This window comes from Burkholderia orbicola (assembly GCF_900100915.1).
Taxonomy (GTDB): domain Bacteria; phylum Pseudomonadota; class Gammaproteobacteria; order Burkholderiales; family Burkholderiaceae; genus Burkholderia; species Burkholderia orbicola.
The window spans coordinates 804,597-825,071 of sequence record NZ_FNKW01000003.1 but is presented as its reverse complement, the minus strand read 5'-3'; the positions used below and the strand labels follow the sequence as shown (position 1 = coordinate 825,071).

The following is a 20,475-nucleotide window of genomic DNA, read 5'->3' as shown; positions in this document are numbered from 1 at the left end:
CCTTTCAATGCGAGGAATGGCAACGATGCAAGTACAGGATTTGACTCCGGGCGTCGCGGCGTCCGGCTTGCGCGTCGATGGCGCGCGGCTGTGGGACAGCCTGATGCGGCTCGCGCGGATCGGTGCGACCGACAAGGGCGGCGTGTGCCGTCTCGCGCTCACCGAACTCGATCGCGACGCGCGCGACCTGTTCGTCGCATGGGCGAAGGACATCGGCTGCACGATGCGCGTCGATGCGATCGGCAATATCTTTGCGCGGCGCGCGGGCGAACGGGACGACCTGCCGCCCGTGACGACGGGCAGCCATATCGACACGCAGCCCACTGGCGGCAAGTTCGACGGCAACTACGGCGTGCTGGCCGGCCTCGAGGTGCTGCGTACGCTCGATGAAGCCGGGGTGCGCACGCGCGCGCCGCTCGAGGTGGCCGTCTGGACCAACGAGGAAGGGTCGCGCTTCGTGCCGGTGATGATGGGTTCCGGCGTGTTCGCGGGCGCGTTCACGCTCGACCATGCACTCGCGCAATGCGATCGCGACGGCGTGTCGGTGCGCGATGCGCTGGCCGCGATCGGCTATGCGGGCAGTGCGGACGACGGGCACGGCGCGCATCCGGTCGGCGCGTATTTCGAAGCGCACATCGAGCAGGGGCCGGTGCTGGAAGCGCATGACACGACGATCGGTGTGGTCGAGGGCGCGCTCGGGCAGCGCTGGTACGACGTGACCGTCCACGGGATGGAGGCGCATGCGGGCCCGACGCCGATGGAACTGCGCCGCGACGCGCTGCTGGTCGCGGCCGATCTCGTGCGTGCGGTGAACGGCATCGCGCGTGCGCATCCGCCGCACGGACGCGGCACGGTCGGCTGGGTCGACGTGCACCCGAATTCGCGCAACGTGATTCCCGGCCGCGTGACGTTGACCGTCGACCTGCGCGCGGCCGACGACGCGACGCTGGCGGCGATGGATGCGGAATTGCGTGCGGCATGCGCCGACCACGGCGCGGCGGCCGGGATGCGGATCGACATCGAGCCGGTCGTGTACTTTCCGCCGCAGCCGTTCGATCCGGCGCTGGTCGAGCAGGTCCGCGCCGGCGCGAGCGCGCTCGGGCTGTCGTCGATGAACGTGATCAGCGGTGCGGGCCACGACGCGGTGTATCTCGCGCGCGTCGCGCCGACCGCGATGATCTTCGTGCCGTGCAAGGACGGCATCAGTCATAACGAGATCGAAGACGCCGATCCGGTTCATCTGGAAGCCGGCTGCAACGTGCTGCTGCATGCGATGCTGGGCGCGGCCGGGATCGCGGGGGGCCAAGCGCGATGAAGATCCTGATCGCCCGGATGAACCACGAGACCAACACGTTCTCGCCGGTGCCGACGCCGCTCGCCGCGTTCGGCCGCAACGGCCCCGACTGGGGCGACGACGCGTATCGCGCGAATCGCGGGATGCGTACCGCGATGGCGGCGTTCATCGACGCGGCCGAACGCGCGGGCGCGGACATCGTGACGCCCGTGTCGGCGGCCGCGAACCCGAGCGGGCCGGTCGCGGCCGATGCGTATGCGGCGATCTGCGATGCGATCGTCGCCGCCGTGCCCGGCTGCGACGCGGTGATGCTCGACCTGCACGGCGCGATGGTCGCCGAGCAGAGCGCGGACGGCGAGGGCGACCTGCTCGCGCGCGTGCGCGCGGCGTTGCCCGCTGCGCCGATCGCGGTCGCGCTCGACCTGCACGCGAACGTCACGCAGAAGATGATCGACAACGCGGACGTGATCGTCAGTTTCAAGACCTATCCACACGTCGACATGTATGAGACGGGCGAGCACGCGGCGCGGCTGCTGCTCGACCGGCTTCATGGCCGCGCGCGGCCCGTGCTCGCGTGGCGGCAGCCGCCGCTGATGACGTCGACGCTGCGCAGCGCGAGCGCCGAAGGCGCGATGCGGCGCGCGGTGGAGGCCGCGCGCGCGGCCGAGGCTGAAGGGATGCTCGCGGTGTCGATCCTGCCCGGCTTCTCGCTCGCGGATATTCCCGCGCCGTGCATCAGTGTGGTCGTGGTGGCCGATGGCGACCGCGCCGCCGCCGACGCAGTGGCCGAGCGCATCGCGCGGCAGATCTGGGACGCGCGCGATGAATTCGTCTATCGCAGCGCGCCGCTCGCCGAATCGGTTGCGCAGGCTGCGGCGCTCGCACAGGGCGCGGACCGCCCGGTGCTGATGCTCGATCACGGCGACAACTGCATGTCGGGCGGCCCGTGCGACACGATGGACCTGCTTGAAGCCGCGCTCGCGCACGGGCTCGACGGGATCGTCAGCGGACCGTTGTGCGACCCCGAGGCGGTCGCGACGCTGATCGATGCGGGCGTCGGCGCCACCGTCACGGTGCCGGTCGGCAACCGGTTGCCGTCGCACGGCGGCGTGCGGCGCGAACCGTTTCGCGCGACGGGCATCGTGCGCGCGATCACCGACGGCGAATACGTGATCACCGGGCCGACGTATACCGGGCAGCGTGCGTACATGGGCCGCGCGGCCGTGCTCGACATCGGCACGGCCACGCTGGTCGTCACCGAGCGCACGCAGGAGCCGTGGGATCTTGGCGTGTTCGAGAGCGTGGGTGTCGATCCACGCCGTGCGCGCTTCCTGCTGCTGAAGTCGCGGATGTATTGCCGGCCGGTGTTCGTACCGATTTCGTCCGCGCTGGTCGAATGCGACAGCCGCGGCGTGACGGGCTCGGACTACGGGCTGTTTCGCTACGAGCGGCTCGCGCGGCCGGTGTATCCGCTCGACGACATCGTCGAGTGGTCGTCCGACACGCGACGCACGGATTGACGGAACCGAAGCGGAACCGCAGCGGAACCGAACCGGAACGAGACGCCGGGTCGGCCCGCTTTCGGGCATCATGCGATGGCGCCGGCCCGTCGAGCAGCAGGGTCGGGCAATCCATTGCGTCCGCAACCGATCCGGAGAACCGACCGCCATGCATTCGAATCCTTTCCACCTGCGCAGCGCGCGCCTGCTCGCCGCGCTGACCCTCGCCACGACGGCCGTTGCCGTGCACGCCGCCGACTGGATCGTGTCCGGCAACGACGGCAAGTACCAGCGCGTCGAGGGCCGCGACACCTATTTGCCTTCCCCGCCCGCCGACACGCTCACGCTGCTCGATGCGAGCACCTTCCCGCCGAAGGTCGCGCTGCAGGTCGACGTCGAGAACGGCATCCAGGGGCCGCCGCAGGCCGTCGCGATCACGCCCGACGCGAAGCTTGCGCTGGTCGGCGCGCCGACGCGCTATGACACCGCCGCGAAGCAGCTCGTATTCGACACGTTTCTACAAGTCGTGAATCTCGACAGCGCACCGCCTGCAATCACGCGCATCGAGCTCGGCACGCATCCGCAAGGGATCGCGATCGATCGCTCGGGCCGGCTCGCGCTCGTCGCCAACGTCGACGGCAGCGTGTCGATCCTGCGCATCGACGGCACGCAGGTGACGCTCGACGGCACGCTGAAAATCGGCAAGAAGCGGCTGGCCGGGATCAGCTTCACGCACGACGGCAAGCATGCGCTCGTGTCGCTGCGCGACGAGCAGGGCATCGCGGTGCTGAACGTCGACGACGGCAAGGTGACCGACAGCGGCACGCGCCTGAGCACGGGCGTCGCGCCTTACACGATCGACGTGTCGAGCGACAACCGTTGGGCCGTCGTCAGCAACGTCGGGCTCGCCGGGCTGCCGGGTTACGCCGGCACGCTGGCGGGCGACGCCGATTCGGTCGCGCTGATCGACGTGTCGCGCGTGCCGTTCCGCACGGTTCAGTACCTGACGGTGCCGTCGCTGCCGGAAGGCGTCGCGATTTCGCCGAACGGCAAGTGGATCGCCGTGCAGGCGATGGACGGCTCGAACCTCACGACCGACAACCCGGGCCGCCACAAGCTCGGCAAGGTGCTGCTGTTCGAGATCCGCGACGGGCGGGCCGTGAAGGTGAACGAGGTGCCGGGCGGCGAAGCCGCGCAGGGCATCGTGTTTACCGCCGACAGCCGGCACGTGATCGTGCAATTCAACGTCGAACGGCAGCTTGCGCTGTATGCGGTGGAAGGCGGCAAGCTGCGCGATACGGGCAAGCGGATCGCGCTGACGGGCGGGCCGTCTTCGTTGAGGACGTTGCCGCGCTGACGCGCGACGCAGGGCTTGTTCGCGGCGCGCGGGTCAGCCGTGAGAGGGGGGAAGCCATCATCGCGCGGCTCGACGAAGCGTCGTGGATTGCAAGCCGGCGGCGGCGCTTACGACGGCACGCCGTTCGGCCGCGCACTTACGGACGCAGCAGATCGAATCCGCCGAACACCACGACACCGCTGAGCACGATCATCGCGACGGAGTGCTGGCCGAAGTAGAGAATCGCGGCGGCGAGCCACGTCGTGATGCAGAAGGCGCCGATGCGGGCCATCGTGTGTTCCTCGAATGCGTGATGAGGTGAATGTGTGCCGCGCGGCGTTCGCCGCTCGAGCGGGCGAGCGGAGTACGCATGCGGACGGACGGAAACGGCAACTCGGGAAGCCGCGATCGCGGCGCCGGCCCATGTCGCATGCCGCGCGCAACGGGGCCGGGAGTCGAAGCCGGCGGCGTCGCGGTCGGGCCCGAGGGAGGCGCTCGACGTGCGTAGCCAGCCGGCGAAGCGGCGATTTTACCAGCGCCGTCATGCCGCCAATCTGGCCCTTTCCCGATCCATTGTGCTCATCGCGCGGCAATCCACCCGGCCCCGATATTCAAGTTTCGTGTGACGAATGCCGTAAACGAACTGGAAGGCGATTTTCGCCCTGTCACTTCGTTTATCGACATTACGGACCGACACGATGCAGATCGATTTCTCCCCGACCGCCCGATCCCCGCTCGCGGATAGCGGCGTGGCCGCGAACCCGTCCGCCCCGACGTCGCCCACCGGCGCAACGAATGCCGCGAGCACGACGGGCACGGACGGCACGACGGGTGCGAGCGGCACGACCAGCCCCTCCGGCGCGAAGGATGCGGCCGGCGCGACCGGCGAAACGCTCGGTGCGGCGGGCGCATCGTCGGAAGACCCGGCGGTTGCCCAGTTGAAGGCGCTGATCGAGCGGCTGCAGAAGCAACTCGCGACGCTGGAGCGGCAGATGGCCACCGCCGCCCAGCGCGCGAAGGACGATCCGGCCGCGGCCGTCGAACAGCAGTCGCTGAGCGCGGAAGCCAGTGCGATTTCGGCTGCGCTGGCGACGGCGATCTCGCAACTCGCCGCGGCGCTCGAGAAATCTGGCGGCTCGCCGTCGGGCGGACTGGTGTCGACGCAGGCCTGAGGGGCCACGACCTCATCGGCCGCCCGCATTACAATCGCAAGCTCGTCTCCTTCTCGAGGATGGCTGAACGATGAATGCGGAACTCGACGACGACGAACTCGTTCGCTTCGACACGCACGGCGGCACGCCGCTGCCGGCAGCCGACGCCGAAGGATGGCTCGACCACGACGGCGCGCGCATCTGGCACGCGTCGTTCGGCCGGGGGCCGGCGGTCGTGCTGCTGCACGGCGGCCTCGGTCATGCCGGCAACTGGGGCAACCAGGTGCCGGCACTGCTCGCGGCCGGCTACCGCGCGATCGTGATCGACAGCCGCGGCCACGGCCGCAGCACGCGCGACGACCGGCCCTATTCCTACGAACGCATGGCATCGGACGTGCTGGCCGTCCTCGACGCGCTGCAGGTCGACCGTGCACGCTTTGTCGGCTGGAGCGACGGCGCGTGCATCGCGCTCGTGCTGGCCGCGCGCGCACCGGAACGCGCGGCCGGCGTGTTCTTCTTCGCCTGCAACATGGATCCGGGCGGCACGAAGGAGATGGCGCCGAGCCCGCTGATCGACCGCTGCTTCGCGCGGCATCGCAAGGACTATGTGCGACTGTCCGCGACGCCGGAGCAGTTCGACGCGTTCGTCGCGGCCGTCAGCGAAATGATGCGCACGCAACCGAATTACACCGCGCAGGATCTCGCGGCGATCGCCGTGCCGGTCGCGATCGTGCAGGGCGAGCACGACGAATTCATCCGGCCCGAGCATGCGGCGTACCTGGCGCGGACGATCCCGGGCGCGACGCTGACGATCCTGCCCGGCGTGAGCCATTTCGCGCCGCTGCAGCGGCCCGCGCGCTTCAATGCGGCGATGCTGGCGTTTCTCGACCGGCTGCCGGGATGATGCACGCACGGCCCGCCGGCGAGCGGGCGCGTGCGTCGGCCCGGGTTCAGACCATTGCGTTGTCGGCGCCCGGAATCTCGTGCGCCTTGATCTGCTTGCGCTGCAGCTTGTAGCGCAGCTTCCCGAGCATGCCGTCTTCGTGGCTGACACGCGTGATGTTCAGCACGTATTCGTCGTCCGGTGCGATGGCCTGCGCGCCCATGATCCATCGCACGCTTTCACGATAGTCGTACAGCGACTTGTCGTTGATGTCGGCAAGGAAGAACGACAGCGCGGCCATCGCGGCCGGGTGACCGCCTTCGGCATGTCGGCGCAGTTCGTCGACGTAGCGATGGCGCGACGGATAGTCCTCGATGTCGCCGATGAACATCAGCATGCACTCGAGGCCGTCCGTATGCCCCATCTCGTGCGCCTTGCGCGCGGCCTCGACGGCCTCGGTCTGCATGCGCACGCGTTCGGCACGGTCCGTGCTGGTCTGCCCGATGTGATGGTACGTGTAGCCGAGCCGGTACGCTGCCATGTTGCCGCCGGCCTCCATCGATTCGCGGAAGTAGTGGGCGGCGCGGTACGGGTCGGCCTCGACATGCATGCCTTCCTTGTAGAAGCAGCCGAGCAGGTAGTCGCACGAATCGCCGCCGGCCTCGTAGCCGAGCTGGCAGATGGCGAGGGCATCGGCGGGGCGCCGGTTTTCATACTCGAACGCGGTGGCGATCTGGTTCCATGCGAGCGAGCCGGGCTCGTTCTCGCGCGCAGCTTCGAGCCAGGCGTCGCCGCGCGCGTCGTCCTGGGCGAAGCCGAACGTGCCGGTGCGATGGGCGTAGCCGCGCAGGATCATCGCCGACGTGCACGCGCGTGCGTCCGATGCACGTTCGATCGCGCGGGGCAGCCAGCCGCCCTGTGGATCGAGGCCGAGCGCCAGCCGCAAACCCATCGCCATGGCGCGGTTGTCGTCGATCGGCTCGTTGCGTTCGGCTTCCTGCAGCCGCGCGTAGGCCTGTTCGTACTCGCTGCGCTTGAAATGGCTGTACGCGAGCCAGTGCAGCGTCTCCCAGCGGTGATACGGATGCAGCGCGGCCTGCGCACGCGCGAGCGTCGCGGTCATCGCGCGGCGCGCATCGTCTTCGTCGTCATCCGCGTCGAGCGTGTTGCCGGCGTAGTCGTCGCGCCAGATCTCGTGCAGCAGCCGGTCCTTCTCGACCGCGTCGAGGTGCGCGCACGCGTCGGACGCGACGAACGCGCGGATGTGATCGTGCGAGCCGCCCCAGCGCGGCTGCATGTACCAGATGAACGTGCGCATCGGGAAGAACAGCTTCGGGTGGACGTGCAGCGTCGCTTCCATCCAGTACCACTTTTCCTTGCGCAGCTTCTTGCCCTGGACGGCGCCGGGCAGCGCGTCCGGAAATTCCGGCGGGCAGGCGGCCGGCACGTCGGGATTCAGTCCCGAACGCGCGAACATGTGCTGCAGTTCGGCGCGCGTGGCTTCGTCTTCGGCGCCGGCGTTCAGGTGCAACTCGGTGACGGGCCAGCGGCGCTCGCGCACCAGCTGCGTGAGCCATTCGGGTTCGCCGAACGACGACACGCTCGTGAAGATCACCATCGGCGCGCTCCACATCGTCGGCGCGAGCACCAGCGCGCGCAGCGCGGCGACGAGCGTCAGCGTCGCGCACGCATGCGCGCCGATCCAGCCGGCTTCGGTCACCGTTTCGGCCCAGCCGCTGCCGCGGTATTCGTAGGCCCAGTGATGCCAGTAGTGCGCTTCGCACAGCCACGCATGCGCGGAGCGCGGGTTCGCGGCCTGCCACGCGCGCAGGCGCGCGAGGCCTTCGGTGCCGGCGTCGATGCACGGCTGCACGTCGGCCGGCAGCGCGTCGACGTACCGTGCTTCGGCGGTGCGATCGGCGAAGCTGGCGGCGAGCGCGGCATCGAGTTGCGCGTCGAGCGCAGCATGGTCGCCCGCGCGCAGCAGCGCGTCGACGTCGCAAATGTGCCAGCGGGATGGCGCGGGCGGAATCAGGTCGGCGGAAGCGGAGGACATGTCGGTATCGGCGGTCATGACGAAACGGGTTGGGGATCGAAGATGCGGTAGCGCTTCCACGGCAGCGCAAGCCAGTTTCCGGACGGATTGCGCAGGTACTCGCGCACTTCCTGCGTGGCGCGCGACGACGCGGGGCCGTCCTGGCCGCTGCCGCGCAGCCACTGCTGGCGCGCCCGCGCATACGCGAGCCCGAAATCTTCCCAGCTCTCGAAGCTGTCCTGCGCGCGCTGCGCATTGAGCAGCAGCACGACCCACGCGTGCTGTTCGGACGCCCAGCCGAGCAGCGCGATGCAGCGCACGAGAAACGCGGTGCGCGCGCAGTCGAACGCGAGCGCGTCGCGCACGCGCCCGAGCGCGGCGAGTTGTTCGTAGAAGCCGTCGTGCGAGCGACCGACGCCGCGAATCCAGCCCGCGAGGATCGACGGCACGCGCTGCACGATTTGCCACTCGGGCAGGTCGGCCGGCAGGTCGAGTTCGCGCCGCAGCTGGCGCGCGAGCTGTTCGCGCTGCGAGTCGGGCAGCGTATAGACGAGGTCGTCGCAATCGCAGCGCAGCCCGTTGCGGATCAGCAGGATGTCGGCCAGCGCGAGCGCCCAGCGGCGGCGGTTCGGCGGCGCCTGCTCGGCCTGCGCATGCGCGAGCCGGACGGCCGTGGTTTGCCGCACCGGCACCGCGCTGTCGGCGCCTGCGGCCTGGTCGGCGTCGACTTCGCGCACCAGCCGCGCGGCGACCCGGAACGAGCGCCATACGTACCACACGAGCCAAAGCGCGACCGCGCCAAGCAGCAGTTTCAGCATGACGGACTCCCGTCCGCCGGCGCGGGCAACGCGAACGCCGCGCACAGCGCGGGGTCGATCGCGATGCCTTCGATCTCGAATGCGGCCGTGGCCGGCGGTGCGTCGGGCGCACGCGCGGCGGGCAGCGCATCGGCCGGCAATGCATGGCGCGCGGCCGCCGCGACGGCCGGATCGATCTGCCGCAACTGGCCGAGCGCATAGGGTGCGTTGCGCAGCAGCAGCCATTGCAGCACGGCCGGCGGCTGCTCGAAATGCTCGATCAGGTGGAAGTTGGCGCTCATCACGCTCAGCAGATGGTCGGGCGAGCGCACGTCGGTGACGAAGGTCCAGGCGCCGGTGGCCGCGCCCGGTGCATCCGGCTCGAACACGAGGCCCATGCCCTCGCAATCGGGGTGACGCTCGCCGCGCGGCGCGAGCGCGCGCAGGAACTGGCGGACGTCGTCGGCATAGCGGCGCACCGGATGGCGATTCTGCTTGCCCTTGATCTGGTCGATGCGCAGGCCGTCGCCGCTCGCTTGCAGACTGATCGTCACGTGCGGCTGGTTGCCCGCGCCGCGCAGCGTGAACAGGCGCAGCCGGCCGTCCTGCGCGGCTTGCGCGTACTGCTCGCCGTAGCCGCCGCGCAGCCGTCGGCGATCGGCGAACTGGCCGAGGCAGTGCTGCATGTAGTACGACTCGTATGCGAGCTCCTCACGCAGCGCCGCATGATCGCCGACGAATTCGAACACGATCCCGTTCGGCGTACGCAGTACCTCGCGCAACGCGAGGCCGCTGCTCGGCACCCAGCCTTTGTCGCGGCGCGCCTGCATCCGCTGGTGCTCGCGTTCCCACATGTCGAGCGCCATCGCACAGGTGATGCGCTGCAGTTTCTGGGCGAGCCGCGTGCCGGCGCGCGAGCGCAGGAATTCGACCAGCACGCGTTCGCGGTCGATCAGCAGCATGTGCTCGGGATCGATGAAGTAGAGCGGCGCCGGCTCGGCGGCGGGCGGCCGCGCCGCGTCGGCCGCCGGGCCGGAGGCCGGGGATGCCGCTGAGGTCGCAGATGCCGGTTGCGCGCGGAACCGGCGCACGAGCCATTCGGGTGCCGGCCGATCAGCCCCGGCGAGCGCGCGGTAATCGGCGAGCGAAGCGAGCGGCTGCGCCTGCTCGAACGCACCGACGACCCAGCGGAAGAAATGGTTGCCGAGCCACGCGCGGATCTCGGCCGGATCGCCGCGCGCGGTGCTGCGGCGGGCGATGGCCGCCTTGACGTCGGGCGCATTGACGACATCGCGCGGCCGATAGGCCGACGCGGCCACGGTTTCGGTCACGGGCTCACTCTCCGGTCGGGCAGGGCGTGCGCGGGCGGTGCGCGCGCGACCCTGGCGGTTCTTCTGGCTCAAGGGCGAAACGGCGAGCGGACGCGCGCAAACAAACGCGGCGGCGTCGCGTATTCCGTTTCAGGTCGGTCGGTGCGTGAACGTCACGCGAGCGCGCGGGAGCCGATGACTCGGGAGCGGACGAACGGAAAAGGGCGATTCATGGATTCTCTCAGGGCGGATTTTATTTTTGGCTTCCGCGAGTCTACTTCGATCCGTGCGGATGAATCAATCGCGCGGCTGGCCGGCGCCCGTGGATCTGACAAGACTTATCTCTTTTTTGCCGATTTTCGACGCGGCGCCATTCGGTCGCCGGATTCGATGCTGTTAAAACCGACAGGTTTTCGCGGAAAACGGGTGAGTGGCCCGGCATGGCGGCTGCCTCGTCCCGCATTCCGCCTATCTCATAAGTTTTTCTTTCGGCTCGCGCAACATATCGTCGATTGTTGGCGATCGGACGGTAGCAGATAGTCCTGCTTCGACAGGCCGGCCGCCGCCTTTTCCGCGCGACGCGGCCGGATCTGTTGTCCATGCAACCATCGGAAATAGAAGGAACCGCACTCATGCGATTCAATGCGACACGCGTCGTCGCGACCCTGTTCGTCGCCGCATGCGCGACCGCCACGGCCGGTCGCGCGGCCGCCGTCACGCAGGACGACCTCCACGACACCGTCACGCGCCATATCGCTCCGTTGATGAAGCAGTATGCGATCCCCGGCATGGCGATCGGCATCGTCGCCGACGGCAAGCCGCAGGTGTTCGACTACGGCGTGATGTCGAAGCAGACCGGCAAGCCGGTGACCGGCGACACGCTGTTCGAGATCGGCTCGGTCAGCAAGACGCTGACCGCGACGCTCGCCGCAGACGCGCAGGAGGGCGGCGAACTGTCGCTCGCGGACCCGGTGGCCAGATATCTGCCCGAGTTGCAGGGCAAGCCGTTCGGCGTCGTCACGCTGCTTCAGCTCGGCACGCACACGCCCGGCGGGACGCCGCTGCAGGTGCCGGACAGCATCCGCGACGATGCGGGCTTGATCCGCTATCTCGACGCGTGGCGGCCCGAGTATGCGCCGGGCACGCACCGCAAGTATTCGAACGTCGCGATCGGCATGCTCGGCTGGCTCACCGCGAAGGCGATGCACGAGGATTTCGCGACGCTGATGGAGCAGCGGCTCTTTCCCGCGCTCGGGATGACGCACACGTACATCGACGTGCCCGCCGCGCGCATGACCGACTATGCGCAGGGCTACACGAAGGACGGCAAGCCGGTGCGGATGTCGCAAGGCATGCTGTGGCAGCCGGCGTACGGCGTGCGGACCACGGCGGCCGACCTGCTGCGCTTCGTGCAGGCGAACCTGGGGATGATCCAGACGGCGCCGCGCCTGCAGCGCGCGATCGAACGCACGCACACCGGCTATTTCCGCGCGGGGCCGCTGACGCAGGACTTGATCTGGGAACAGTATCCGTACCCGGTCGCATTGCCGACGCTGCTCGCCGGCAACGCGCCGAAGATGCTGTTCGACGCGGTGCCGGCCAGCGCGATCCAGCCGCCGCTCGCGCCGAACCCCGCGACCTGGATCAACAAGACGGGCTCGACCGGCGGCTTCAGCACGTACGTCGCGTTCGTGCCCGCGAAGCGGATCGGGATCGTGATGCTCGCGAACGGCAACGTGCCGATCGAGGACCGCGTGAAGGTCGCCTACCGGATTCTCGGGTCGCTCGGCGATGGGCGGTGACGTCGCCATGTCCGCCTGTCGGGAAATACCGATGAGGAGCGGGCAAGCCGGTGCGCGGCGAGCGCGATACCGGTCGACGGAGGCGGGCCGATCGAGCATCGCATGGAGCGGAATCACGGGCGGGGCCGCGCTTGACGACGTGCGGCCGGTGGCACGAGATCACCGCGAACGGCTGCACGCCCATCGAAGCCGGTTTCGTCCGACACGACCCATCATCCCGCCGCGCGCAAAACTGTTTTAGCGATTCACCTCTTCCGCCGACGGCACCGGCCGTCGATACTGCGACGCACGATATTTCGCGAGACGTGCGCCGCATGGCCCGCCTCGCTTCCCGGAGCAGCGGATGAAAGGCAGCAGGATATTCGTGACGGGCGCGACCGGCTACATCGGCGGATCGGTGGCCGCGCGGCTCGTCGCGGCCGGGCACGTCGTCACCGGTTTGACGCGCGATGGCGACAACGCCGCGAAACTCGCGGCGGCCGGCATCATGCCGGTCGTCGGCACGCTCGACGATACGGCGCTGCTGCATGCGTTCGCGCGCGACGCGGATTGCGTCGTCAACGCGGCGAGCAGCGATCACCGCGAGGCCGTCGAGACGATCATCGCGGCGCTGAGCGGCTCGGGCAAGGCGTTCCTGCACACGAGCGGCACGAGCGTGATCGCGGACGATGCGCAGGGCGCGCACGGCGACGCGATCGTGTTCGACGAAACGACGCCGATCGTCCACCCCGCGAAGGCCGAGCGCCGCGCGATCGACCGGCTCGTGATGTCGGCCGCCACCCTCGGCATCCGCTCGGCCGTGATCTGCAACAGCATGATCTACGGCGACGGCCTCGGACTGCGTCGCGACAGCGCGCAACTGCCGCTGCTCGCGGCCATTGCGCGCGACGCCGGCGCGGTGCGCGTGATCGGCAAGGGGCTGAACCGCTGGTCGAACGTGCACGTCGACGATGTCGCCGATCTCTATCTGCGCGCGGTCCATGCCGCGCCGCCGGGCGCGTTCTACTTCGCGGAAAACGGCGAAGCGTCGTTCGCGGAAATCGGTCTCGCGCTCGCCGCGCGGCTCGGTTTGCGCTCGGTCGTCGAATGGGACGTCGCCGATGCCGCCGAGGTGCTCGGTCACTCGCGTGCGCATTTCTCGCTCGCCTCGAACAGCCGCGTGAAGGCGCTGCGGGCGCGACGGGAACTCGGGTGGGCGCCGCGGCACGGCGCGATGCTCGACTGGATTCGCCACGAGATGCCCGTCGCGGCCTGACGCTGCCGCACCGCGTTGCCTGACGAAACGCGCGTCGATCCGCGCGTGCTTGCAGACCCGGCCGCCCGTTTCACGCCCGAATATTCCGACAATATTCGCCGCGCATTATTGAATCGAAATCAACTATGATTCGCGCGCGAACCCGCTTATCAAAGCGGCGCGGCGGCACTATCGTGACGGTCCCTGACACCGCTGACGACTGCCGACCATGAAGACGACCCTCGACGAGATGCTCGCGTTCGTGACCATCGCCGATACCGGTTCATTGACGGGCGCGGCGGACAAACTGCATCAGCCGACCTCGGTGATGAGCCGGATTCTGCGGCGCCTCGAGGAAAAACTCGACACCACGCTGATCCGCCGCACGACACGCCGCCTCGAAATGACCGAGGAGGGCAAGCTCTTTCTCGACTACGCGCGCGAGATCATCGCGTCGGTCGAATTCGCCGAGGAACAGATCGTCAGCCAGCGCGAGGCGCCGGCCGGGCGGTTGCGGATCAATGCGGCGATGCCGTTCATGCAGCATGTGATCGCGCCGATGATGTCGGGCTTTCGCGACGCGTATCCGGCGATCGAGGCCGAACTTCATACGAGCGACGAGGTCATCGACCTGCTCGAACACCGCACTGACGTCGCGATCCGGATCGGCGAGCTGCGCGATTCGACGCTGCACGCGCGCCGGCTCGGCGGCAGCCGGCTGCGCATTCTGGCGAGCCCGGCCTATCTGGAGAAAGCCGGCGTGCCGGCGAGCGTCGCCGATCTCGCGAACCATACGCTGCTCGGCTTCGTGCAGCCGGAAACGCTGAACCACTGGCCGCTGCGCACCGCGGACGATGCCGTGTACCGCATTCATCCGGCGCTGCAGGCGTCGAGCGGCGAGACGCTGCTGACGCTCGCGCTCAATGGCGCGGGCGTCGTATGCCTCGCCGATTACATGACGGGCACGCATCGCCGCGATGGCAGCCTCGTCGAACTGCTCGTCGACGACACCCTCGAGTTCCGCCAGCCGATTCATGCGGTGTTCTATCGCAACACGACGCTGTCGTCGCGCATCGTCAGCTTTCTCGACTATGTGAGCGCGCAGTTGAAGGCAGGCGGCGACATCGATTGATGTCGATGCCGCCCGCACGGGGTCACGCCACGTAAAAAGGGCGACGGGTTCGCATGACATCGAACCCGTCGCCCTTCGCGCATCGATCGAACCCGAACCGCGCGCTTACTGCCCCAGCGCGCTCATCAGCCTGACCCGGCTCAGCGTTTCCTCGGTGCGCGCCTGTGCGAGCGAATCCTCGGCCGCGAGCAGCGCACGCTGCACTTCCAGCGTATCGATGAACGCCGATTCGCCGCTGCGCCACGACCGGTTGATCTGCGTATACGCACCCCGCGCATTCGATACCGCGCGCTCGAGGCGCTCGGTCCGGCCGTGATTTCGGGCGGTCGCGGCCACCGACGTCTCGACGTCGCCGACGGCCGTCAGCACCGCCGTGCGATAGGCGGCGAGCGCCTGATCGGCCTGCGCGCGCCGCAACGCGACGACGCTGCGGCGCCGGCCGCCGTCGAACAGCGGCGCGCTCGCGCCGGCGCCGGCCATCCACGCGAGCGAACGTGCGAGCGACGCGCCCGAGAAACCGTCGATCGCCGCGCCGATCACGCCGATCAGTTGCAGGTGCGGCTTCAGGTCGGCCTCGGCGACGCCGATGCGCGCATAGGCCGCGACGACGCGTGCCTCGGCCGCGCGCACGTCGGGCCGCCGACGCAGCAGGTCGGCCGGCGTGCCGATGCCCGGCGCGGCGGCGGTCCACACCGGCTCGGGCGCGGGCGGGTCGAGCCGCGCATAGATGTCCTGCGGCGTCGACGCGGTGATGATCGACAGCCGGTGGATCGCGGCCTGCCGCTGCAGTTGCAGCGCGGGCAGCTCGGCCAGCGTCGTTTCCGTCTGCGCGGCGGCGCGGTCGACGTCGGCGATCGGCACGACGCCCGCGTCGAACAGGCGCCGTGTCGATTCCTCGGTGCCGCGCTGGCTCAACGCGTTGGCCTCGACCAGCGCGAGCCGCTGTTCGAGGCCGCGCACCGTCACGTAGGTGCGCACCGTTTCGTCGATCGTCGCGATCCGCACGGCCGCCGCATCGTTTTGCGCCGATGCGATATCCGCGTCGGCTGCCGACACACCCTGGCGGATGCGGCCGAAGATGTCGATCTCCCATGCGAGGCTCGCATTCAGGTCGAACGCGTTGCCGGTCGTCGGCGTATCGGTCGGGAACGCCTGCGATGCGGACTGCCGCTGACGGCTGGCGCCGGCATTCAGGTCGACGGACGGGAACCATTGCGACGCCGCGCCGATCCGCACCGCGCGCGCCGCGTCGATGCGAGCGACGGCCGCCTGCAGGTCGAGGTTGTTCGCGAGCGCGGTGTCGACCAGCCGGTCGAGGATCGGATCGTGGAAGCCATGCCACCACGCACCGGTGTCGGCGGCCGGGCCGCCGGCCGCGAGATCCGCGTTCGCATAGGTCGCGGCCAGCGGCGGCGGGGTGACGGTGGCGACCGGCGCGCTCGTGCACGCGGTCAGGATGGCCGCCGCGGACAGCGCGGCCACGAGTCGAACGAACTTCATTGCACAGCCTCCGTCGCGACGGCTGCGACAGCGGTCTTGCGCATCGCGAGCCGGCGAACCATCACATAGAACACGGGCGTAAACAGCAGCCCGAAGAACGTCACGCCGATCATCCCGAAGAACACCGCCGCGCCGACGGCCTGGCGCATTTCCGCGCCCGCGCCTTCGGAGATCACGAGCGGCAGCACGCCGAGGATGAACGCGAGCGACGTCATCACGATCGGGCGCAGCCGCTGCACGCAGGCCTCGACGACGGCCTCGACGAGCTCGGCGCCGTCGGCCTCCAGCTGCCGGGCGACCTCGACGATCAGGATCGCGTTCTTCGCGGCGAGCCCGACCAGCACGATGAAGCCGATCTGCGTGAGGATGTTCACGTCCTGGCCGAGCGCGCGCACGCCGAGCGAGGCGGCCAGCAGGCACATCGGCACGATCAGCAGGATCGAGACGGGCAGGCTCCAGCTGCCGTACTGCGCGGCGAGCACCAGGTAGACGAGCAGCACGCACAGCGGGAACACGAGCAGCCCCGTGTTGCCGGCCGTGGTCTGCTGATAGGACAGATCGGTCCACTCGAACGAAATGCCGGGCGGCAGCACCTGCTTCGCCAGCGTTTCCATCGTCTTGATCGCGAAGCCCGAGCCGAGGCCCGGCGCGGTATCGCCGTTGATTTCGGTGGCCGGATACAGGTTGTAGCGCGGTGCGCGGTCGACGCCGAGCATGTCGTCGATGCGCGTCACGCTGCCGATCGGCACCATCTCGCCGTCGCGGTTGCGCACCTTCAGCCGCGCGAGATCCGACGCGCCGACGCGGAACGGCAGGTCCGCCTGCGCGGTCACGCGATAGGTGCGCCCGACGATGTTGAAGTCGTTGATATAGGTCGAACCGAAATACGTCTCGACCGCATCGTTGATCGCCTGGCTCGGCACGCCGAGCATCTCGGCCTTCTCGCGGTCGAGTTCGACGTGCACCTGCGGGCTCGTCGCGGAGTAGGGCGTGTAGACGCCGACCATGCCGGGCGTGCGGTTCGCGGCCGCGACGAGATCCTGCGTGGCCTTCGCGAGCGCGGCGGTGCCGAGGCCGTTGCGGTCTTCGAGCCGCATCGCGAAGCCGCCCGTGCTGCCGAGGCCCTGCACCGGCGGCGGCATCGCGACGACGATTGACGCTTCGGTGATGGTCGCGAGCCGCTTGCGCATCTCGGCGGCGATCGTGTCGATCGTCAGGCCGCGCGCCTTGCGTTCCGGCCAGGGCTGGAACACCGGGAACAGGCCGGCGCTGTTCGCCGAGTTCGTGCCGGTCGCCGCGTTGACGCCGGAGAACACCGGTACGCGCGCGACCCCGGGCACCGACAGCGCGATGTCCTCGATCTTGCGCGCGACCGCGCTGGTGCGTTCGAGCGTCGCGCCGTCGGGCATCCGCACGAGCACGACGAGGTAGCCGCGATCCTGCGCGGGAATGAAGCCCTTCGGGCTCGATACGAGCAGATAGCCGGTCGCGGCGATCAGTACCACGTACAGTGCGGTCATGGCGGGGATGATCCGGACGACTCTCCGGACCAGCCGTCCATACGCATCGGACAGGCGCTGGAACAGGCGGTTGAACGCGTTCGAGAAGCGTCGCGCGACGCGCAGCGCCGGCGCGAACAGCGTGGCGATGCGTGATGTCGGCGCGGGTGCGTCATGGTCGCCGGCGTGCGCTTTCAGCATCATCGCCGACAGCGCGGGCGCGAGCGTCACCGACGTGAAGAACGAGATCGCGGTCGACACGGCGATCGTCACGCCGAACTGGCGGAAGAACTGGCCCGAGATGCCGGGAATGAACGAGGTCGGCACGAACACCGCGCACAGCACGAGCGTGATCGCGAACAGCGCGCCGCCGACTTCCTTCATCGTCAGCAGCGTCGCGTCGCGTGGCCCGGCGCCGGCCGCCAGGTGCCGCTCGACGTTCTCGACCACGACGATCGCGTTGTCGACGACGATCCCGACCGCGAGCACGAGGCCGAACAGCGTCAGGTTGTTGATCGAATAGCCGAGCACGGCCATCGCCGCGAACGTGCCGACGAGCGACACCGGAATCGACAGGATCGGGATGATCGACGGCCGCCAGCCCTGCAGGAACAGCAGCACGACGAACACGACGAGCACGACGGCTTCGTAGATCGTCTTGACGAGTTCGTGGATGCTGTCGCCGATGAACGCGGTCGGGTTGTAGCCGATGTTGTAGACGATGCCCTTCGGGAAGTCGCGGGACAGTTCGGCCATCTTCTTCTCGACCGCGGCCATCGTCGCGACCGCGTTCGCGCCGGGCTGCTGCAGCACCTGCAGCGCGATCGTCGGATGGCGCAGCATGTAGCTGTCGGTCGCATACGCGAGCGCGCCGACTTCGACGCGAGCCACGTCCTTCAGCCGTACGAGCCTGCCGTCCTTGCCCTGCTTGACGACGATGTCGCTGAAGTCCTCGGGGCGCTTGAGCCGTCCCTCGAAGATCAGGTTCGGCTGGAACGCCTGGTTCGTGATCGGCGCCTGCGCGACCACGCCGCCCGCGAGCTGCGTGTTCTGCGAACGTACCGCGGCGATCAGGTCGGCCGGGCTCAGGCCGAACGACGCGACGCGCTCGGGGTCGAGCCAGATGCGCATCGAGTATTCGCGCGCGCCGAGCGCGTTGATGTCGCCTACGCCTTCGATCCGCTTGAGCACGTCCGCGACGTTGCGGATCGCATAGTTCGATACGTACAGCGGATCGTAGCGCTGGTCCGGCGAGTACAGGAAGATCGTGGCGAGCTGCGTCGGCGACGACTTGCGTACCGACACGCCGCTGCGCTGCACGGGCTCGGGCAGGCGCGGCGTGGCGAGCGCGACGCGGTTCTGCACGAGCACCTGCGCCTTGTCGACGTCGGTGCCGGGCTTGAACGTCACGGTGATGTTCAGGCTGCCGTCGGACGTTGCCTGGCTGTACATGTACAGCATGTCTTCCACGCCGTTCACTTCCAGTTCGATCGGCGTCGACACCGTTTGCGAGACCGTTTCCGCGGAGGCGCCCGGATAGGTCGCCTGGATCACGACGGTCGGCGGCGCGATGTCCGGATACTCGGATACCGCGAGCGAGAAATAGGCCAGCGCGCCGGCGATCGTCAGCACGATCGACAGGACGATCGCGAGCACCGGCTGCTGGACGGACAGGCGGCCGAGGTTCATTGCGCGCTCCCGGTCGTGCCGCTCGCCGCGCGGGCCACCGCGGCCGCTTCGATCGCGCGCGGCACGGCCTTGACCTTGTCGCCGGCCTGCACGCGCTGGAAGCCGTCGACGATCACGGTATCGCCCGCGTTCAGCCCCGCGTCGATCTCGCGCAGGTTGCCATGCAGACGGCCAGGCGTCACCGGGCGGATCGCGACGGTGCCGTTCGCGTCGACGAAGTACAGCACGCGGCGCGTCGCATCGGTCGCGACGGCCGCATCCGGCACGAGCAGCGCAGGGTGCGCGACGCGGCTCGACAGATACACGCGGCCGAACTGGCCAGGGCTCAGGCGCCGGTCCGGATTCGCGACGCGCGCGCGCTGGCGCAGCGTGCCGGTCGAGTCGTCGAGGCGGTTGTCGACGAAATCCATCGTGCCTGCCAGCGACGGCTGCGCGTCGCCCGGCAGCGCGATCGCGACCTGCCGCGACGACGCGTTGCCGCCGCTTTTCCGTGCTTCGCGCGTATAGCGCAGGTAGCTTTCCTCGTCGACGTCGAAATAGATGTCGATCGGGTCCTGCGACACGATCGTCGTCAGCACGGTCGCATCGCTGTCGCCGCCTTTCACGAGATTGCCCTCGCTCACGAGTTTGCGGCTGATGCGGCCGGACATCGGCGCGACGATGCGCGTGAACGACAGGTCGAGCCGCGCGCGTTCGAGCGCGCCTTGCGCGCTCGTCACCTCGGCTTGCGCGCTTTGCACCGCCTGCCTGCGCTGGTCGTAGAGGCTCTGCGCGATCGTGTCGGTCTTGATCAGGATGCTCGCGCGCTCGAAATCCTGCCGGCTCAGCTTCAGTTGCGACTGCGCGCGTTCGAGCGCGCCCTGCGCGGCGGTGACGGCCGCCTGGTACGGGCGCGGGTCGATGACGAACAGCAGGTCGCCCTTGCGGACGGTCGCGCCGTCCTGGAACGCGACCTTGTCGAGATAGCCGCTCACGCGCGGGCGCACGTCGACGGTGTCGACCGCCTCGAAGCGGCCGGTGTAGACGTCGACGTCGTTGACGTCGCGCGCGACAGGCGCGCTGACGATCACGCTCGGCGTCGCGGCCGGAGCCTTGTCGTCCGACTGGCAGCCGGACAACGCGAACAGCGCGGCCAGCGGAATGGCGGCCAGCGCGGCCGATCGCGCGATGCGCTTCAATCCTGGATATCGGTTCATATGCGTACGAGATGTCGAGTGGGGCGCGTGGCGCCTGACGGTGCGAAGTATCGTGCGCGGCGCGCGCCGGATAAACGGATGAAGCGGCATAAGAACTTGTACTGCGCAGTCACGAATC

General features: G+C 69.0%; 16 protein-coding genes. 9 read left to right on the top strand and 7 right to left on the bottom strand.

Annotated elements, in window-relative coordinates:
• Positions 1–25: 25 nt before the first annotated feature.
• From BLS50_RS33580 to BLS50_RS33570, 3 genes are all read left to right on the top strand, one after another.
• Positions 26–1,315: a Zn-dependent hydrolase gene (locus BLS50_RS33580; protein WP_074808738.1), complete on the top strand. Its 1,290-nt coding sequence runs from the start codon at positions 26–28 to the stop codon at positions 1,313–1,315.
• Positions 1,312–2,814: a M81 family metallopeptidase gene (locus BLS50_RS33575; RefSeq protein ID WP_074808218.1), complete on the top strand. Its 1,503-nt coding sequence runs from the start codon at positions 1,312–1,314 to the stop codon at positions 2,812–2,814. Before BLS50_RS33580 ends, BLS50_RS33575 begins: the two co-directional genes overlap by 4 nt.
• A gap of 148 nt (positions 2,815–2,962) precedes the next feature.
• Entirely contained in the window at positions 2,963–4,150 is a 1,188-nt protein-coding gene (locus BLS50_RS33570) for a beta-propeller fold lactonase family protein (protein ID WP_074808216.1), read from the top strand.
• A 136-nt stretch (positions 4,151–4,286) separates the two neighbouring features.
• On the opposite strand, the gene BLS50_RS36495 is transcribed toward BLS50_RS33570, so the two are convergent.
• The gene (locus BLS50_RS36495; RefSeq protein WP_006767081.1) at positions 4,287–4,421 is read right to left on the bottom strand and encodes a hypothetical protein; all 135 of its coding nucleotides are present in this window, start codon (positions 4,419–4,421) and stop codon (positions 4,287–4,289) included.
• Between the two features lie 406 nt (positions 4,422–4,827).
• Between BLS50_RS36495 and BLS50_RS33565 the strand changes: the two genes are divergently transcribed.
• Together BLS50_RS33565 and BLS50_RS33560 are read left to right on the top strand one after the other, a co-directional pair.
• Positions 4,828–5,301, top strand: coding sequence for a hypothetical protein (locus tag BLS50_RS33565; RefSeq protein WP_027812090.1), 474 nt, complete (start codon positions 4,828–4,830; stop codon positions 5,299–5,301).
• A 70-nt stretch (positions 5,302–5,371) separates the two neighbouring features.
• Positions 5,372–6,184: an alpha/beta fold hydrolase gene (locus BLS50_RS33560; protein WP_027812089.1), complete on the top strand. Its 813-nt coding sequence runs from the start codon at positions 5,372–5,374 to the stop codon at positions 6,182–6,184.
• A gap of 46 nt (positions 6,185–6,230) precedes the next feature.
• On the opposite strand, the gene BLS50_RS33555 is transcribed toward BLS50_RS33560, so the two are convergent.
• Genes BLS50_RS33555 through BLS50_RS33545 form a run of 3 tightly spaced genes read right to left on the bottom strand, consistent with a single transcriptional unit; the run spans position 6,231 to position 10,326 of the window.
• Complete coding sequence (locus BLS50_RS33555) at positions 6,231–8,219, bottom strand: DUF4034 domain-containing protein (protein ID WP_229278430.1); 1,989 nt, start codon at positions 8,217–8,219, stop codon at positions 6,231–6,233.
• A 14-nt stretch (positions 8,220–8,233) separates the two neighbouring features.
• Positions 8,234–9,016, bottom strand: a complete 783-nt coding sequence (locus BLS50_RS33550; RefSeq protein WP_027812087.1) for a DUF1266 domain-containing protein — start codon at positions 9,014–9,016, stop codon at positions 8,234–8,236.
• Complete coding sequence (locus BLS50_RS33545) at positions 9,010–10,326, bottom strand: hypothetical protein (protein ID WP_074808214.1); 1,317 nt, start codon at positions 10,324–10,326, stop codon at positions 9,010–9,012. Before BLS50_RS33545 ends, BLS50_RS33550 begins: the two co-directional genes overlap by 7 nt.
• 210 nt (positions 10,327–10,536) lie before the next feature.
• Between BLS50_RS33545 and BLS50_RS36145 the strand changes: the two genes are divergently transcribed.
• The 4 genes from BLS50_RS36145 to BLS50_RS33530 all read left to right on the top strand — a co-directional run bounded on the left by BLS50_RS36145 (position 10,537) and on the right by BLS50_RS33530 (position 14,473).
• A complete protein-coding gene (locus BLS50_RS36145; RefSeq protein ID WP_175849108.1) occupies positions 10,537–10,845 on the top strand; it encodes a hypothetical protein in 309 nt (102 codons plus the stop codon).
• A 92-nt stretch (positions 10,846–10,937) separates the two neighbouring features.
• A complete protein-coding gene (gene ampC / locus BLS50_RS33540) occupies positions 10,938–12,107 on the top strand; it encodes a class C beta-lactamase (protein WP_074808211.1) in 1,170 nt (389 codons plus the stop codon).
• Between the two features lie 343 nt (positions 12,108–12,450).
• Entirely contained in the window at positions 12,451–13,362 is a 912-nt protein-coding gene (locus tag BLS50_RS33535) for an NAD-dependent epimerase/dehydratase family protein (RefSeq protein WP_011549258.1), read from the top strand.
• Between the two features lie 208 nt (positions 13,363–13,570).
• A complete protein-coding gene (locus BLS50_RS33530) occupies positions 13,571–14,473 on the top strand; it encodes a LysR substrate-binding domain-containing protein (RefSeq protein ID WP_074808208.1) in 903 nt (300 codons plus the stop codon).
• A 105-nt stretch (positions 14,474–14,578) separates the two neighbouring features.
• Here the strand turns inward: BLS50_RS33530 and BLS50_RS33525 are convergent, their stop codons facing one another.
• The 3 genes from BLS50_RS33525 to BLS50_RS33515 are packed head-to-tail and all read right to left on the bottom strand — an operon-like array spanning position 14,579 to position 20,357.
• A complete protein-coding gene (locus tag BLS50_RS33525; protein WP_074808206.1) occupies positions 14,579–15,973 on the bottom strand; it encodes an efflux transporter outer membrane subunit in 1,395 nt (464 codons plus the stop codon).
• Positions 15,970–19,161: an efflux RND transporter permease subunit gene (locus BLS50_RS33520; RefSeq protein ID WP_074808202.1), complete on the bottom strand. Its 3,192-nt coding sequence runs from the start codon at positions 19,159–19,161 to the stop codon at positions 15,970–15,972. The genes BLS50_RS33525 and BLS50_RS33520 overlap by 4 nt, the downstream gene beginning before the upstream one ends.
• Positions 19,158–20,357, bottom strand: coding sequence for an efflux RND transporter periplasmic adaptor subunit (locus BLS50_RS33515; protein WP_074808199.1), 1,200 nt, complete (start codon positions 20,355–20,357; stop codon positions 19,158–19,160). The genes BLS50_RS33520 and BLS50_RS33515 overlap by 4 nt, the downstream gene beginning before the upstream one ends.
• Positions 20,358–20,475 lie beyond the last annotated feature (118 nt).